This window comes from Providencia sp. wls1943 (assembly GCF_009706275.1).
In the GTDB taxonomy this organism is placed as follows: domain Bacteria; phylum Pseudomonadota; class Gammaproteobacteria; order Enterobacterales; family Enterobacteriaceae; genus Providencia; species Providencia zhijiangensis.
This window is the reverse complement of the sequence record NZ_WLTU01000018.1, coordinates 108,521-125,080: the sequence shown is the minus strand read 5'-3', so window position 1 is coordinate 125,080 and position 16,560 is coordinate 108,521. Positions and strand designations below refer to the sequence as shown.

At 37.4% G+C, this 16,560-nt stretch carries 19 protein-coding genes; 11 read left to right on the top strand and 8 right to left on the bottom strand.

Translation table 11 applies throughout. The annotated features are described in order from the left end of the window. Nucleotides 1-451 precede the first annotated feature (451 nt). Nucleotides 452-1,231, bottom strand: a complete 780-nt coding sequence (locus GKR48_RS10025) for a YaeF family permuted papain-like enzyme (RefSeq protein ID WP_154627979.1) — start codon at nt 1,229-1,231, stop codon at nt 452-454. A 266-nt stretch (nt 1,232-1,497) separates the two neighbouring features. After that, the gene (sra, locus tag GKR48_RS10020; RefSeq protein WP_230088637.1) at nt 1,498-1,716 is read right to left on the bottom strand and encodes a stationary-phase-induced ribosome-associated protein; all 219 of its coding nucleotides are present in this window, start codon (nt 1,714-1,716) and stop codon (nt 1,498-1,500) included. Between the two features lie 391 nt (nt 1,717-2,107). Here sra and GKR48_RS10015 point away from each other — a divergent pair, with 391 nt between their 5' ends. Beyond that, nucleotides 2,108-2,806: an aspartate/glutamate racemase family protein gene (locus GKR48_RS10015; RefSeq protein ID WP_154627978.1), complete on the top strand. Its 699-nt coding sequence runs from the start codon at nt 2,108-2,110 to the stop codon at nt 2,804-2,806. Nucleotides 2,807-2,937: 131 nt separating this feature from the next. Then, complete coding sequence (locus GKR48_RS10010) at nt 2,938-3,174, top strand: helix-turn-helix domain-containing protein (protein ID WP_154627977.1); 237 nt, start codon at nt 2,938-2,940, stop codon at nt 3,172-3,174. A gap of 77 nt (nt 3,175-3,251) precedes the next feature. Here GKR48_RS10010 and GKR48_RS17765 read toward each other — a convergent pair whose 3' ends face one another. From GKR48_RS17765 to GKR48_RS10000, 3 genes are all read right to left on the bottom strand, one after another. Continuing rightward, nucleotides 3,252-3,395 carry a hypothetical protein gene (locus tag GKR48_RS17765; RefSeq protein WP_195848238.1) on the bottom strand — a complete coding sequence of 48 codons (144 nt, stop codon included), beginning with the start codon at nt 3,393-3,395 and terminating at the stop codon, nt 3,252-3,254. 133 nt (nt 3,396-3,528) lie between these two features. Beyond that, nucleotides 3,529-3,750, bottom strand: a complete 222-nt coding sequence (locus GKR48_RS10005) for a YdcH family protein (RefSeq protein WP_108478997.1) — start codon at nt 3,748-3,750, stop codon at nt 3,529-3,531. A 128-nt stretch (nt 3,751-3,878) separates the two neighbouring features. Then, nucleotides 3,879-4,328 carry a carboxymuconolactone decarboxylase family protein gene (locus tag GKR48_RS10000; protein WP_154627976.1) on the bottom strand — a complete coding sequence of 150 codons (450 nt, stop codon included), beginning with the start codon at nt 4,326-4,328 and terminating at the stop codon, nt 3,879-3,881. 425 nt (nt 4,329-4,753) lie between these two features. On the opposite strand from GKR48_RS10000, the gene ivy reads away from it, so the two are divergent. Next, nucleotides 4,754-5,200 (top strand): Ivy family C-type lysozyme inhibitor, encoded by a 447-nt coding sequence (ivy, locus tag GKR48_RS09995; RefSeq protein ID WP_154627975.1) that lies wholly within the window; start codon nt 4,754-4,756, stop codon nt 5,198-5,200. An 88-nt stretch (nt 5,201-5,288) separates the two neighbouring features. Here ivy and GKR48_RS09990 read toward each other — a convergent pair whose 3' ends face one another. Continuing rightward, nucleotides 5,289-5,648 (bottom strand): MmcQ/YjbR family DNA-binding protein, encoded by a 360-nt coding sequence (locus GKR48_RS09990; RefSeq protein WP_154627974.1) that lies wholly within the window; start codon nt 5,646-5,648, stop codon nt 5,289-5,291. Nucleotides 5,649-5,828: 180 nt separating this feature from the next. Here GKR48_RS09990 and GKR48_RS09985 point away from each other — a divergent pair, with 180 nt between their 5' ends. From GKR48_RS09985 to GKR48_RS09975, 3 genes are all read left to right on the top strand, one after another. Further along, nucleotides 5,829-6,173, top strand: a complete 345-nt coding sequence (locus GKR48_RS09985) for a two pore domain potassium channel family protein (protein ID WP_154627973.1) — start codon at nt 5,829-5,831, stop codon at nt 6,171-6,173. Between the two features lie 537 nt (nt 6,174-6,710). Beyond that, a complete protein-coding gene (locus GKR48_RS09980; RefSeq protein ID WP_154627972.1) occupies nt 6,711-6,842 on the top strand; it encodes an entericidin A/B family lipoprotein in 132 nt (43 codons plus the stop codon). Between the two features lie 169 nt (nt 6,843-7,011). After that, entirely contained in the window at nt 7,012-7,245 is a 234-nt protein-coding gene (locus tag GKR48_RS09975; protein ID WP_154627971.1) for a DUF1161 domain-containing protein, read from the top strand. An 819-nt stretch (nt 7,246-8,064) separates the two neighbouring features. On the opposite strand, the gene GKR48_RS09970 is transcribed toward GKR48_RS09975, so the two are convergent. Together GKR48_RS09970 and cspE are read right to left on the bottom strand one after the other, a co-directional pair. Then, a complete protein-coding gene (locus tag GKR48_RS09970; protein ID WP_154603971.1) occupies nt 8,065-8,520 on the bottom strand; it encodes an Hsp20 family protein in 456 nt (151 codons plus the stop codon). A gap of 334 nt (nt 8,521-8,854) precedes the next feature. Next, on the bottom strand, nt 8,855-9,067 hold the full coding sequence (gene cspE, locus GKR48_RS09965) for a transcription antiterminator/RNA stability regulator CspE (RefSeq protein ID WP_036954791.1): 213 nt from the start codon (nt 9,065-9,067) through the stop codon (nt 8,855-8,857). Nucleotides 9,068-10,149: 1,082 nt separating this feature from the next. On the opposite strand from cspE, the gene GKR48_RS09960 reads away from it, so the two are divergent. From GKR48_RS09960 to GKR48_RS09940, 5 genes are all read left to right on the top strand, one after another. Further along, nucleotides 10,150-13,068, top strand: coding sequence for a molybdopterin cofactor-binding domain-containing protein (locus tag GKR48_RS09960; protein ID WP_154627970.1), 2,919 nt, complete (start codon nt 10,150-10,152; stop codon nt 13,066-13,068). Continuing rightward, nucleotides 13,065-13,631: a (2Fe-2S)-binding protein gene (locus GKR48_RS09955; protein WP_154627969.1), complete on the top strand. Its 567-nt coding sequence runs from the start codon at nt 13,065-13,067 to the stop codon at nt 13,629-13,631. The genes GKR48_RS09960 and GKR48_RS09955 overlap by 4 nt, the downstream gene beginning before the upstream one ends. An 11-nt stretch (nt 13,632-13,642) precedes the next feature. Beyond that, on the top strand, nt 13,643-14,962 hold the full coding sequence (locus tag GKR48_RS09950) for a cytochrome c (protein ID WP_154627968.1): 1,320 nt from the start codon (nt 13,643-13,645) through the stop codon (nt 14,960-14,962). A 322-nt stretch (nt 14,963-15,284) separates the two neighbouring features. Further along, nucleotides 15,285-15,731, top strand: coding sequence for a DUF3290 domain-containing protein (locus GKR48_RS09945; protein ID WP_154627967.1), 447 nt, complete (start codon nt 15,285-15,287; stop codon nt 15,729-15,731). A gap of 8 nt (nt 15,732-15,739) precedes the next feature. Next, nucleotides 15,740-16,390, top strand: coding sequence for a DUF421 domain-containing protein (locus tag GKR48_RS09940; RefSeq protein ID WP_154627966.1), 651 nt, complete (start codon nt 15,740-15,742; stop codon nt 16,388-16,390). Nucleotides 16,391-16,560 lie beyond the last annotated feature (170 nt).

The window sequence follows — 16,560 nt, the reverse complement described above, 5'->3', positions numbered from 1 at the left end:
CAGTAAAATTATAATCAACTGTACGTAAATGTCTCTTATCTCAAAAGATAAATGAGATCTCCGGCTACAAATTCACAACATTATTCCTTTATCAGCATCTAAATTCACTTCAGCACTCGGAGAAAAAGCAAAAAATGTTAAATATTTTTCGCCAGAGTTAAATGAGATTGTAGTAAAACGAACCAATAAAACCATTAATCAGTTTGTTTTTTAAGTACTTTTTAGATTTTCGGTGGGATAAAAAATTTTAATAGTTATATGAAAAAAGGGGTTGATTTCTTAAATGAGAATAGTTATCTTTTATCTCGTGAATAGTTGAGTGAATTACTCGGTCTTTTCACCACGACATTGCTCACATTGCTTCCAGTTTAGCTGGCCAACTCATTTGAGTTGGCCTTTTTTTATTTTATTGGCAAGCAATATTTCATCAAAACTTAACCTGCAATATCCGTCATTTATTGAGGATAGCGCCTCCAAAGCTCCAGTTTTTTAAATGCCCAACATAAGTTAAACGCTCTGTTGGCATAAAGGTAGGTACGTCCCCTGAACGCATATGCAAAATATCAGCAGGTGTAATCCATGATGAGTTCCCCTCAAATAGCGGCACACCGGCATATTTATACGCATCTAGGACAAACTGCGAACAAAAGAAACCGTTGGCTTGTTCAATATCATCCCCTAATTGCACTGTAGCCAGTGTTTTAAGACAAAAATTACGGATAGTCTGTCCAATCAACGGTAATTCACAGACGCGCTTTGTCAGCATCCACGGCGCAATCATGATGATCCCTTTCATGTTGTATTTACCTCCATCATTAACAGTAGAAAACTCACGCAGTTTTTCTGCATGAAATGACGTCAATAAGTTATGCCGTAATACAACCATATTATTAGAATCTGTGATTGCTTGGTCGAGAGGAATAATTCTGACCCCACTCCCAACCGATTCTGCCACCTGACCAAAACCTAAATAAATAGAGGCGTGACTCACCCCGCTCACGCTAAATAAGCGGATCCCCCACGAGTTCATCCCCGTAGCTGAAGATAGAAGGATATCTCCAGGCAACATATCTGCCACCGTCAATGTTTCAATTGAATCCTTAATTGGGATCGTGTTTGCATGCTGAATACTAAATTTCAGCTTATTTGACTCATCGTCAGTTTTAAATTGTGTTGAACAACCATTTATAAATAGAAAACAAAAAAATAGCATCCATTGGCATAATTTCATCTACACATATCCATTTTAGTTGTATTTATCATTATCCTCGATTTCGATTTTATCGAGAGAATATGACTATCACACTATTTTATTTTCTTTAATAGATAGAAACTTAGTGGCGATCACAAAAAATCGCTGAATGATCATGAATCATTCCAATGATAAAATACCATCAGATAATTCAAAAAAAGATATGGGTATATGAAGAGGTTTATTATTGCAGTACTTAAACCCTCTAGCCAATCTAGAGGGTCACATCTTACCCGGAAATTAACTTAGATATATTCCGGATAAAATACGCTGATAGAGTGATAGGTTTTCTTTTCTGTGGCTTTATTTTTCTGTACCGCAACAAACGGCTTATCTTTTAGCTCTTCAGGTAAAGCCGTAGCATTTTCCTTTGCAATCACAGAAACTTGAATATTACGCTTAGAACGACTTAACTTAAACGGCATCCCTAATAAACGACGAGCTTGGTTATTACTTACCATCATAAACTCCTTAACTAAAAAATTTAAATTCATAAACCGAACATCAAAAAAATAGTCAGTGTAGGTCACTAGGTTTATTTTATTTCCGCATTATCTAAAAAATAAAATAAGTAACTATAGTAGTATAGCAGCAATAAAATATTATTTAATGAAGATTTACTGAACAGTCTCAGTACGTTACTAATCAATTTCACCAAGAGTAATAATAAAATAAACCTCTAATATGTTATTAATTACAGAAAGATAATTTCAATATTAAAACTAGTAAGATAAATATCAGTTAAAAATAATCTCGGCTTTATTTATATTATCGATAAAAACTGATATTAACGGATTGACTCCCCATAAATATGCTCAGTATAGTAAGAAAACAACACATATAAGGTACTTATAAATGAAGACGATTGGACTTATCGGGGGAATGAGCTGGGAATCAACCCAACTCTATTATCAACAAATAAATGAAGGTATTAAGCAGAAACTTGGAGGGTTACATTCCGCTAAGATTGTTTTATACAGCGTTGATTTTGCTGAAGTTGAATATTTTCAATCTCACGGTCAATGGGATCTTGCTGCCGACCATTTAGTAAAAGCAGGAATGAGCTTACAAGCGGCCGGCGCTGATTTTTTGGTTTTGTGTACAAATACCATGCACAAAGTCGCCCCACAAATCGAAGAAAAATCCCACCTTCCTCTCCTTCACATTGCAGATGCAACAGGTGAACAAATAGTACAATCAGGTATTACAATTATTGGGTTGTTAGGTACTGCATTTACCATGGAGCAAGCTTTTTATAAAGATCGTCTGATTGATAAATTTAACTTAAGAGTGGTAACACCAAATGAGGCAGACAGAAAAATCGTTCACGATATTATCTATAATGAGTTGTGTTTAGGGGTTATCTCTGAGACTTCACGAACCGAGTATCAACGCATCATGAAATCACTCGTTGAACAAGGCGCTGAAGGTATTATTCTTGGATGTACCGAAATAACCTTGCTGGTAAATGACGATGATACTTCCGTTCCCATCTTTGATACCACAGCAATTCATGCACAGAGTGCGGTTAAATATGCACTAAAAAACCAGTAATAGCGAGTTTCCATACATTAGGATAATTACCATAAAATTATCCTATCATTACCAAAATGCAGATGCTTCCCTATTAACGTTTAACATATCTATGTTATTTATTGTCCACCACTAATTTTAGAGCTGTACCGATGAACGAAAGAAAACTTAACAACCTCTCTTTAGGACAATTCATCAAAGAACAGCATCTCGCTCGTCAAATAACGGTCACCGAGATAGCTAAAGCCATTTCAGTTTCAGAGCGCGCATATTCCCGATATGAAGATGGTTCCTCCTCGATATATGTTGGGCATCTTATTGCACTAAGCTCCGTATTAGATGTTGAGCTTCGAACACTGCTCGACGCGTATTTAAAACCAGAACAATAATATTTATGTCATCCTCTTAGCATAAAGCTCCTAGTTTTCACTTTATGCTAAGTATCGTTTTTTGATGGGTTTACTTTTTAGTGTTGAATATAAAATACACTCATCATAAATATTTCCGCTATTTTTCCACTATAAAGTAGGTATTCCACAGGTGTTGCAATCATGCTGATAGTGCCCATCATCGCTTCTGCAATCATTTCTATTGGGTTAAATACAGGCATATATATTCTCCTTTTTAGACACACTATCTTAGCTAAGTAGTTCCGCCTATAGGATTAAGTGCAAATTGCTTCTAATGAAATCAATAAAAAGCCCCACACTTGGCGAGGCTATGAATTGTCGTAATCTATCGAGTTAACTCAGTTCTGGTGGGTTTTTCAATATTTGATGAATCTCTTCTTTAAGGCGCAGTTTTTCTTTTTTTAACTCTATAACATCAGTGCCATACCCACTTCTGTCTGGATGCTCCAGTCTGGCTATTTCATGATCGAGTTGATTATGCCGATTAAATAAGGCTCTAAAATCCGGATCTGACTGACGAAGCTGCGAGATTAAATCACGATACTCTGGGAACATAAGTCATTACTCCATTAGCTGATTAATACGCACAGTCCAGTGTCACGTAGATTGAAAATGAAGTCACTTTACTTATTGTAAATATAGGACAAGTATCACTAATATTAACCTGTGATTTGACTAGAGACTTACGGTTTCACTTTATAACGACTCGCGATAGCGATGCGATTAAAAGAACCAATGATGATAGATATCCATTCAATTAATGCTAGTTGCTCATCGTTCCAGTATTCCGCAGCTTTTTTATAAATATCATTAGGAATATGACCGGAATGAACCATATTGACTGATTCAGCCAATAAGAATGCGGCCTTTTCTTTTTCAGAAAAATAATCAGCCTCTTCCCACACTGCGACCAATGCGATTTTATCAATATTAACATGGCATTTTTGAGCATCTTGGGTATGAAGCCTCACGCAGAAAGCACATCCATTAATCTGAGATATTCTCAATTTAAGTAGATGAATAAACCCTTCTTCCATTCCTAATGATACTGCTTGCTGATCAATATGATTGCTAATCTCAATCAGCTTGTTATACGCATCAGGAGAACTTTTAGATAATGATGCTCTGTTCATATACACTCCAAGTTACATTGCAATGAAATATATATAACCAGTTTCAATAAAATTCATCTATCGATTTAGTGTTACACAATCGCCGGTGAAGCTAAACCTCCCCTCAAACCGATAAGAACACGAGATAGAACCTTTTCCGTTACTAGCTATTCCTTCTAACAAAAATTTTTGCCTATACTCCCAAGTCTATTAATTTAAGTACTGAATAAAGCAATTTTCTGATTATTTACGCCACCTTTAAATTGTTCATTTTGGTCTTGGACTGAGCCATTTACATTTCTCCAGATATAAAAAAACCACCCATCCAGGGTCAGATTAGCTTCTATGTAACTTTTATTTAAATTAACACCATATTATTCTAGAATTTGGTTTTGCAACATTTGGCACTAACCAGATAACCTTTAAACACACAAAGGATTATTAACATGCTTAGAAAATTAACACTCATCGCAGCTCTTTTCATCGCAGCCAATGCTCATGCTGGCAACGATTTAACTATCAGTAAGTTAGCTAGTGATGCAAATACTAAAACAGCACTCCAACAAGTTGTAAAAAACAACGATCTCCCATCATGGATCTTAACTGGTGGCACTGAATCCCCATCAAATACTGTGACTTTAAACGGTAATAAATACCAAGTAGCAACAGCGTGCAAACCTCACAATTGCCCAGCAGAGCGAATTGCGATTATGTACTCTAAAGAAAAGAATGTGATGGCAGGTGTATTCTCTTCAAATGATAAAAAGAACAATACTGAGGATTTACTCTGGTTTAATATCACCGATGACTTATCAATCGATGGGAAAACAGTTTTATTTGCGGCTCTTACGGGTAGCCTCGATAATCACCCTAATGACTTCAATTATAAGTAATTAAAATTAAGGTGGTTATTTTCAGAATTAGCCCACCAGAGCCAATAAAATGGCGTTAAAACAGAAGCCCAAGGACGGGCTAGATTAATTACTTTGCAGTCAATTTGTAACTTTCATCAATCAACACTTTAAGCTCATCCTCTGGAAATCCACTGTCCAACTTTATAGTAATCCAGTGCTCTTTATTCATGTGATATGCTGGATATACCCCTTCCTTTAACCTCAACGAACCCACTAATTCAGGAGGAGATTTGAGGTTTATAATATTTATCATCTCATCACACTCGCTTTCATATAATCTCTTTGATGAAATCGTCAGAATGGCAGCAAACCACTTTGCGTTATTTTTATGCCTATAAATGATGTAACTAGGAAATTTAGCCCATGGGTACTCAGCAACTGCACCATAATTACTCTGGACATACTCCATAAGTTCATTTTTTTTCATCTCACCATCCCATTAATAAGTTTCAGTTATGCTAACTTGGCGAGAATATAAATTGCAACAAACGAAAAAATGCCCGAATTTAGCCTAACTTATGACACTATTGTCAAAATAAAAATTTTAGGTAATCTTACATAGGTTTATTATGTAATTACTTCATTAAATTACTTTTTAGGAAAAATCATGTTTGAATCTAAAAATATGCCTTTAATTTCTTTCCGCTCTTTTTTAAAACGAATGCTATTACATTTTTGTTATGCTTTTATACTTATCGTTACCACTTTATTCATTGGCATTGTTGGGCATATAGCGTTTGATTCGAGCATAAGTTGGCATGATGCCATATTTAACAGTGCTTTTATCGCTAATGGAATTGGTCCATACATTGTTCCGCAAAACATTTCAGGAAAGATTTTTTTCGCTTTTTATGGTGTATTCACCAGTCTGGTTTTTATGACCACTCTAGGATTGATATTTGCGCCTATTGCGCATCGAATGTTACACAAATTCCATTTAGATGATGAGTAAAAAAACCTCGTCTGGTTAAACGCCATGACCCAAGGCATGATCTTTTCAAGCTATCGCTTCCTTTCGCAGAAAACCAGATTTTAAAAATACTTTCGCATAAAAAAGAGCGGGGAGACTAAAGTGATTTAGTATTTTTAACTATAGAACCCGAGTATTTAAATAAAGTCATTGCCGCGTTAACTCCGGTAAGCCTAACCAGAGTGGTAAAACGATTGATGATAATATTAAAAAAATACCGACTAATAAGCATTGAAAAACATTAAGCATACGGATAAATATCTCTTCTAATATCATAGAATGTCCCCTTCATTGCTAATGTTGATTAATAGCGAAATAAGTGTTAACACTTAAAGCATTAATACTAAAAATATAGCAGCTCATTTTCATTTGTCAGATATCACTGACCTTATGATTCAACATCAATGATAGAAGTTAATATTACAGCTCTATGCAAATGAAAATCTCAATCAAGTTGTTCTGCTATAATTAAAAATGATCTTTTGTAACTTATAACTTCACACCTAAAAGGAAGAAAATATGTTAAGAAAAATCAGTTTCCTCATCTGCTCATTAGCTGTTATTTTCACATTAACTGCCTGTAATACCACTAAAGGTGTTGGTGAAGACATAGAGGCTGGAGGTAAGGCAATACAGAGAGTCGCTCAGTAAAAACCTACATTTAACAGATTAATAAAACACTAGCGGGTTAGAGATGAAGATATCTTCTAGTGTTTTACTACTATCAATGGATAGCTTTAAATATTTAATTTAAGTATAATTATTAAGCTTTTTTAAAAGAGTTTCTATTAACTGATTCAGCTTATAAGGAATATTGCATATGAAAAGAAAAATAATTATTGCTACATTAATAACATTATTTATTCCAGCCATTGCGAATGCCTCATGTGAAAGCGTTGTTGAAGAAATTACACAAAAAATTATTAACAATGGTGTGCCTGAAGAGAGCTTTACCATTACCGTCGTTTCAAATGAAGAAGCAGCCTCACAACAAGGTGCTGTTGTAGGTAACTGTTCGAATGAAACACAAAAAATTATTTATACAAAAAAATAATTCCTCCCAAAGGGCTTGTTATAAAGCCCTTTCATATATCATTGCCAACGTAATAAGACGCAATCATCTTCCAGCAAATTCTCACCAACCACAAATTAATTTATGTTAATGGCATTTGTAAAGTTCGCTACCACTATTGTGATTGTAGCCAAGGTTTATCACCTTAAGTTAAATCCCCCAACCCGCTATGGGGTGATATCCGTGCATTGATGAGATTTTCATATTAATTGTTAACATATTAATAGTTTGACTAATTGGATTTGTTGACCACTTTATTGTCAAATTCGTTATTGTTCAGTTTTCCGTATTGCTTTCCTGTTAAAAATATACTTTACTATTAGATAAAATTTTCATTACATAAGAGAGCTGTATTAATATATATATGTATACTAACCCCATTACTCTCTTACTCATATTTATCCCTGTCCTTGCCTGCATTCTATTCATTATTGCTCAAGATAAAAAACAACCAGATACAATGACACTTTTTTTAAAGTTCTCTATCTACTTGTTAAGCACTCTGGCTTTCATAAATTTAATTTTTTTCGCAAGAGCGTTCACTGATTGGTATTAACGTAAGCACTCCGTTCTAATGTTATTTTGCAAACCAAGTATCATTTGCTTGAACTTCGCGATTCGTTGTCTGAGTAGCCAATAATTTAGGATAACGGAGTCAGTAGGTCGGACAGTGATTGTATCATCCAAGCCGGTGGCAGTAACCATTTCGATTTTTTACAGCTGGCTTTGATGTTCCCAGCACTAACAAGTATTAAACGAAAAAAACCCGCCATTGCTGACGGGTTAGAAAATACAGAAAAACTATTTTGTATCTTTATTTTCAATAGCTATGATCTGAGGTTTCTCTTCTTCCGGAATTTCATATTCAATATTTAATGTTAACAAACCGCTTGATAATTCTGCGCTTTCAATTTTTACATTCTTACCGAGATTAAATTCAAGAGAAAATTTATTTTGTGTTATCCCTTTATGGATCCATTTCTCTGAATCATTAACTAATTCAGTTGATTGCTCACCTTGTACATAGAGTTTCCCACCTTTTAAGGATACGCTCAAGTCATCCTCTTTATAACCAGGAACACTGACAGTTAATTGATAATTTGATTCATTTATTTGTTTTAAATTATATGGATGTTCTGAGGTTAATGGTCGGTTACCTGTTAATTGGCTGAATAAACGATCCATTTGGTCAAACCTGCTAGAAAGCAGGTTATCAGATAATGCTGGAAATAATGAAAAAGATCTAATGTTAGACATAATTTCTCCTTCAATATCAAACGAACTACCTATTACATAAGCACCATTAGCCATTTGCCCGTATGGATTAACTCTTTATCTTGGTGCATAACTTATATAGTGTCGCTAGTGAAAATTTCAATCCAGCACTTACAATTCTTTACATTAAACATAAGCAAGCATAAAAAAACCCCGCCATAGCGAGGTTTTTAATAATAACCAATCAAGTAACTAACACGTCTAAGCTTTCATAGTACTTTTGCAAAAGTACATTTAACACCGGAAGAGTTACTTTTGCTTGCTTCAAAATGATAGCGTGCCTTTATCTCAAGGACATCTCATAAAGAGATCTCTCTTAAAGTGCCACTACATTTACAGCAGCTGGACCTTTTGCGCCATTTTCTACTGAGAAGCTGACTTTTTGCCCTTCATTAAGGGTTTTGAAGCTATCACTTTGGATTGCAGAAAAGTGAACAAACACATCTTTGCTTCCATCTTCAGGAGAAATAAAGCCAAAGCCTTTAGATTCGTTAAACCATTTTACTAAACCAGTCATTGTATTAGACATATTGAATTCCTTTGAATTTTTAATTGTTGCCACATGGCATATAGGTTTGATTTTTCTTGATACTTATGGAACTAATTAGAAGGAATTCACTACGAATGGGTATCTATAGGATAACGCTAAACGGGGGGAACTTTTCAAAACTTGCTTTCATAAATAGGTCTGTACTTCCAAACCGATAACTACATTTACTCATACATCCTTACGCATAGCAAGGTTTTTTTCATAGATACTACGATTATTTTAATAATCAATATGGATTTAACAATATATTCAATACCCGAATATATAGATAACTCGATGATAAATAACCACTTTAAACCCCATCAATCCATACACCAAATACAATTTAATAAAAAAGGTCGCACTAAACGACCTCTTGGAAATAACTCTATCCATCAATTATTTGATACTATCATCTTCTGTTGGGTCAAAAGGCATTCCACCGGCAAAGACAAATGACAGTGCAACAATGACAAATGAAGCTACAACAAAAAATGAATCAATTATCTTTTTCATGCCTCTTCCTTCATAAGTTAAGTCGAAAACAATATGATAATTAATCTCATTAATTAATAAAAACACCATTCAAGTTGACAATTAAAATCAGTTGTTCGGAATAGCCTTCGATTTACTTAAGCGCATCATGTATACAAATCCCCAAAAACCCCACTGAAGTGAGGCTCTTCAGCTTCTGATGTTGTAATCACTCTTATCACGATCTCAGCATAATTATCTGATTTATATAATACAATGCATACTCATTTAATTATTCATTAATAATAATTGCTATCATTTAAATAAATTACATTCTAATAAAACTCAGTTATTTTATTCAATATTGTCACATTAAGATGATCCCAGCAGTATTATTCACTTTCTTGTCTAAATCCCTTTACTCGTTCTTGATATATCACTATAGATACCCATACTATTTATGTAACTTATTGAGCTATCTGATATTAGCCATCGAATTACGAACAAATTAAATCGCAATAAAACAATCTTATAATGCGTGGCTAAAAATATTATTTTCCTCTATTCCTCATAATAAAAACCCTAAAAATATCATCGGGGAGCACACTATGTCGGGTCATATTTCTAGACGTAATTTTATCAAACTAGGCACTATTGCAGGCATTGCAGTGATGGTGGGTAAACTCCCTTTTGCGATAGCAATGGAGCTCGATTCTGACTCTCCATCAACTGATTGGATAGGTCAAAATGGTAAAGCACGCTTTCGTTGGGATGGCGTTGAAAAGGTCACCGGCCGTAAGAATTTTGCTCGTGATTACCGCGCTAAAGATATCCCCGGCTGGCCTAAAAAACAAAGCTATGCCTTTATGTTAAAAGCAACAGAGGCAGATAAAACCTTTGAAGGCATTGATATTTCAATGTTAGGTCCAAACTTACAGCCTGATAAAGTTGTTTTACAAGAAGACCTTATCCGTGATGGCTTAAATATCCCTCAAGACACCAGTATGGGAAAAGGCTTCTATGGCACCAATATTTTAGTGCCGCTAGGGGATACCCCGCCAATTATTGGCCACCCTGTTGCCATCTTGATTTATCATGATTTCGATAAATACAGCACAGCGCAGCGGATGCTACGTTTTGCAAAAAATACCGTAAAATATGGAACGGTGACTGGGCCAAAACCACCTGCTAACTATGGTGCAGCACGATACGTACGTATCGGAGGTGACACCCCACTTTCACCTTCTATCTTTTCCCCTTATCAAGATTCAGGTATTAAAGGGGGGTTCGATGGCAATACACCTGTTTGGCCTCCTTATGACCCCAAACACGCCATTTCTATTCCACCAGTGATCCGTAAAGATCGTGGTGGTGGTTTTATTCAAGCCCTTCACCAGGCAGAGAAAAACCCTGATAAACAAGAAAAGGCGATGGGTTACGCACGGCAAATTGAGCAAGAAATCGCAGCAGCTCGCCAGAATCCCGACAAGTTTGTGATTGAGCGCCATGGTTTTTCACAATCCATTGACCCTTGCGCAATGGAGCCTGATAACTGTAATACTTGGTATGATGCACAAACCAAAACACTGCATATCTTAACCGCGACACAGTCTCCTGCAGGAGTGGTCAACGCCGCTGCTGAATTATCGAAGCACAACAAACATTTTTCTGTCGAGAACATTGTGTTATTAACCGGTTCTACCGTCGGTTATGGCTCAAAAGACTATTCGGTTTTTCCTTTCTATTCGATGGTCGCCAGTTTCTATGCTGATGGCTTACCTGTTCGCATGGCAAATGACCGCTATGAACAATTCCAAATGGGAATGAAACGCCACTCTATTGAGATGGATGTCACCATTATCGGTGATAAAAAAACGGGCAAATTTGATGTATTAAAAGGTACTTATAACTGTAATGGTGGAGGCCGTGAAAACCTCTCGGTTGCCGTATCACACGTTGCGGTACGTGGTGCTCAATCTATTTATTATTTCCCTAAATCTGACCTCACCGCTCTCGCCATGGCCACCTCGGCTGTCGAAGCGGGCTCAATGCGTGGCTTTGGTTCCTTACAGTCAATGGCAGTCACTGAATTGATGGTCGATGAAATCGCTCACAACCTCAATATTGACCCAATTGAACTGCGCCGCCGTAATGCCATCTTAGAAGGTTATCCGAATACACAAGGTGGTGTAATAGCGGGTGACCCTCGCAATGTCGAAATGTTAAATCTTGCGCAAAAACACCCGATTTGGGTCGAACGTGAGAAAAACAAAGTCGATTATGAAGCGAAAAATCCCGGTAAATTATACGGCGTTGGCTTCGCGCAAGTGCAGCAAGTTTATGGTTCTAGCGGTGTTCCAACGATTCTTTCTCTTGAATTTGATGCGAATGGCAAGCTGACAATGCGCCATTGCATGCAAGAAATTGGTACCGGAGGCACAACCGCACAGCAAGTCATGGTGTGGCAAGCACTCAGTAAAGCCCCTGATGTGGTTGAGTTTGGGGTAACTGAATTTGCAGAACTCCCACTCAAAACCAGTTGGGCAGATCAGAAAAAACAAGATGAACTGTCAAAAACTGATCCCTATTGGACACCTGCACTGATCCCTGACATGAGTTCATCGAGCGGCGTTTATTACATTGGATTTGGTACACGCCAAGCAGGTCATTTTTTATTAGAAAATACCCTATGGCCTGCGGCCAAAAGCATTTGGAGTGAAGGCCCTGGCGGAGGAGCTTTCAATGGCTTAAATGTTGAATTTGCAGATATTCGTGTCGGACCAGACGGTATTGGCGGTGGTGGAATGAAGCCCATTCCTTTTGACATTTTAGCCAAAAGAGCCCATGAGATGGGGCTCATCACCGGAGTTGCTGTTCACGGCTATTCAAGCTGGCAGTGGGCTCGCGCAGAGTTCGATATCCCAACTGTCGGCTTAAAAAATCTCCCTCTCGATGCAATATCCGTTCGTTATGGCGAAGGTGCTCCACAAGAACTGAAAAAACAGATGACAACTGGCGGTTACCATTTTATTAAACGTAAAATTGCCTATTACCCACCAACACAACGCGCAAAAGCTGACCCAACTACGGTCACACCAGCTTCCTGCCTCGTAGAGCTCAACGTCAATACCATGACGGGTGAGATCGATATCATGCGCCACCATATGATTATGGACCCCGGTACGATGATTGTCCCTGAATTGGTTTCAGGCCAAATTCAAGGGGGCACCGCTATGGGTATTGGCCACGCATTGATGGAAGAATTGCCACTGTATGAAGATGGGCCAGGTAATGGAACCTGGAACTTTAATCGCTATGTTCTACCACGCGCAAAAGATGTTGCTGTTTGGCAACAAACCATTGATTACTTACCTCCCCTATCGGAAACTTCGCCACCAAAAGGCATGGCAGAACTGGGAATGATCCCTATCTTACCTGCGACGAGTAACGCATTAACCCATGCGACAGGTAAGCGTTTCTATGAATTTCCTATCACGGTAGATAAAATTAAAAAGGCACTCTCATGAAAATCAACAATGCCGTTCCGATTATTGAGCGCAAGCCGCTAACTCTGACCATTAATGGCCAAAAAATTGGTCCTATTGACGTCCCTGTTGGGATGCCAATGATTGAGTTTTTACATGAATACCTTGACCTCACAGGCACCCACTTTGGTTGCGGGCAAGGGATCTGCCATGCTTGCACCATTATGGAAATTCAGCCCGATGGCTCAACGGTTGAAAGCCGTACCTGTATCTTTGGTGCCCATTATTTCAACAATAAAAATATTGTTACCATCGAAGGGCAAGCCAAACTGGATGAACAAGGTAAAGTTGTTGAATTAACGCCAATTCAACAAGCTTTTATCGAAAACTTTTCGTTCCAGTGTGGCTATTGTGCCCCCGGTTTCGTCACGGGTGCGACGGTATTTCTTGATAAACTGAAAAAAAAACCAGTGAAACGAAACCAACTCGAACATGCGATTGAAGAAGCCCTCAATGAGCATATTTGCCGTTGTACAGGCTATGTTCGCTATTATGAAGCTGTGAGGAAAGTCGCTCTCGACACTCCTGGCTGCGTGATCGATTAGGGAGAAACCTCATGGCTAAATCCAGCTCTTTACGTAAAAGCATTTATATTATTATCTTATTATTCATCATATTAATGCTTGCGATCCTATTTGGTGCTTTTCGTACCTCCAGTATCGGCCCTGATTTAGATAAACCGCTGACTTCAGAAGAAGTCGCCAAATTGCTGCCAAGAGGGCAAGAATTGGCAACGGCTGGAGATTGCTTTGGTTGCCACTCATTACCTGAAGGGCCATTGGCTGCGGGGGGGCGTGCTATCGGAACCCCTTTTGGTACCATTTATTCCACAAATATCACGCCTGATAAGCAATTTGGTATCGGTAACTATACCCGTGCTGATTTCCATCGTGCTTTGAAAGACGGAATTGGTAAAGAAAGAGGCAATCTCTACCCTGCCATGCCGTTTGTATTTACCCATATGACGACATCAGATGATATTGATGCCCTGTATGCTTATGTGATGTCACTTCCGCCAATCAATGTACCAAACAAAGAAAATACAGGTGTATTTGTCCTACCCGTTCGCCCATTTATGAACTTCTGGACTTTACTCAATTTCCCTAAACAAAATGCACCTCATGACCCACAACGCTCTGCCGAGTGGAACCGAGGTGCTTATATTGTTGAAGGTCTAGCACACTGTGGCGCTTGTCACTCACCACGTAATTTAATGATGGGTGTCGAGTTTTCACGGTCACTTCAAGGGGGTGAAGAAGCCGGTTTAGCAATCCCTGATATTACAGCCGAAGCGCTTTCCAAACATGGGTACGATACCGCCTCTTTGCGCCAATTCCTGCTTACAGGGAATGCCCCGCAAGGTTCTGCATTTGCAGATATGAGCACAGTGACTCATTTTTCTACTAGTCAGATGAATAAAAGCGATGTTGATGATATGGCAATTTATTTAATGACGGATCAACAAGGAAAAATACTGGGAGCCAAAGCTCCGCCTGCTCCATTGCCCGAGGCAAACTCACCAGCCGTGGGTAATGTCAGTCAAATCATGGAAACAGGTCGCTTAATGTATATGTCTACCTGCGCAGGCTGCCACGGGATCACAGGAGAAGGTGTACCTAATGGTATTCCAGCGTTAAAAGGTAACGCCATCTTAGCTATGAACAGCCCCGAAACCTTTATCAGTGTAGTGTTAACGGGTATTCCAACCACCACTTTCCCAAATGGGCAGCGTATGTATGCAATGCCAAGTTTTGCCGATGATTTAACGCCACAAGAAATGGCAGATTTAATATCATGGGCACGCGCCGAATGGGGGGGACAAGGTAAACCCGTCACCGCCGAACAAGTTGAAAAACTGAAAAAAGCAGCTCAATAATCATTCATCGCTTCTCTTCAAATGACTTATTTGTTGAAGGGAAGCGTCATTATTATTTTCATTACGATATTTGAATAAAATCCCCATTAATATTCTTGTTATCTAAAAGCTTATCTTGAATTAATCCCACATGCAGGTTTTCGAAATGCTTTCTTTGATAACCATTGAATTCATCGACAACTTTTAACTTCAGCATAAAAATCAATGACAGATCTTGGGTAATGACTGACAACTCAAAATTAGAGTTTAATATCAGAGCTAAAATGCTAATAAGTCACTATAATAACAATGAGTATCGTGAACAATCAGGAATGATTTTTATATGAATTTTTATGGGATAGATTATTTGCAAGCGCAGTCTAATATAAATGATTATTTAAAATACATTGTCATTTTTGGAACTTTATTTGCTTTAATCATTTTTTTCATCCTGTATATGCGACATCGCCTACAAACTAAATATCGGGATTTAACGATTATCGCCTTCCTATTTTTACTTTTCATTTCAGGTATTCAGTATCAAGATTATACCGATAGTCAAAATATACACTCAAAATCATCCCAAATGGTTAATTTCGTAAGGTTATTATCAAAAGAAAAAGGTGTAGATATAAATTCTATATTTTCTAACTCTGTACAATTATCCGATGGCATCATCATTAAAGTTGATGACCGGTATTACCGCATTCATTTAAGCTTAGATCAACAAACGTACAGCTTAGAAAAAGTTTGGTTAACAAATCCCGAAATTAAAATCATAAAAAAATAAGGCATGAAATGATTATTTATACACCTATTATTATAAAACTTGGATTGGGGATTCTATGCCTGATTGTTCAAATAAACCTCATGGGCAAAGGGAATTTAGCCCCCTCATCCGCAATGGATCAAGTCCAAAACTATGTTCTAGGCGGTATTATCGGTGGCGTCATTTACAATGAATCAATAACAGTACTGCAATTTATACTCGTGTTAATCATCTGGACTCTGCTTGTTTTTGCCCTTAAATTTTTAAAAGAGAACAATCCATTCATTAAACGAATTATTGATGGCAAACCTATAACCTTGGTACACAATGGTAGCGTTAACGTTAAAGAGTGTCTAAAAAATGGTGTTTCCGCTAATGATTTGATGTTCAAACTAAGATCAAATGGCATTTACGAAATAGAGCAGCTAAAACGCGTTGTTCTCGAACAAAATGGGCAATTGACCATTATCCAAAGTGGCGATGAAAATATACGTTATCCAATTATCGTAGATGGCTTAGCTAACTATGACTTACTCGAAATCATCGACAAAGACATTGAGTGGTTAGAAGACAGTATCTCGAAACAAGGTTTCAGTAAAATCAGTGAAGTGTATTTAGGTGAGTATTTGTCTGGTAGGATTAATTTATATGGATATGAAAAAAAGAATAACGCAGATTAAGTTAGATTTACGCCTTGTATAGGACTGACGGAATGCTTACCACTTTTTGTAGTTTGTCTCGCACCTGTTTTAGTGATAAATCAGGATATTATCCAACTAAACCTCCCTTCAAACCGATAAGAACACGAACACGAGATAGAACCTTTTTCACTAACCTGTATCAAAAATCC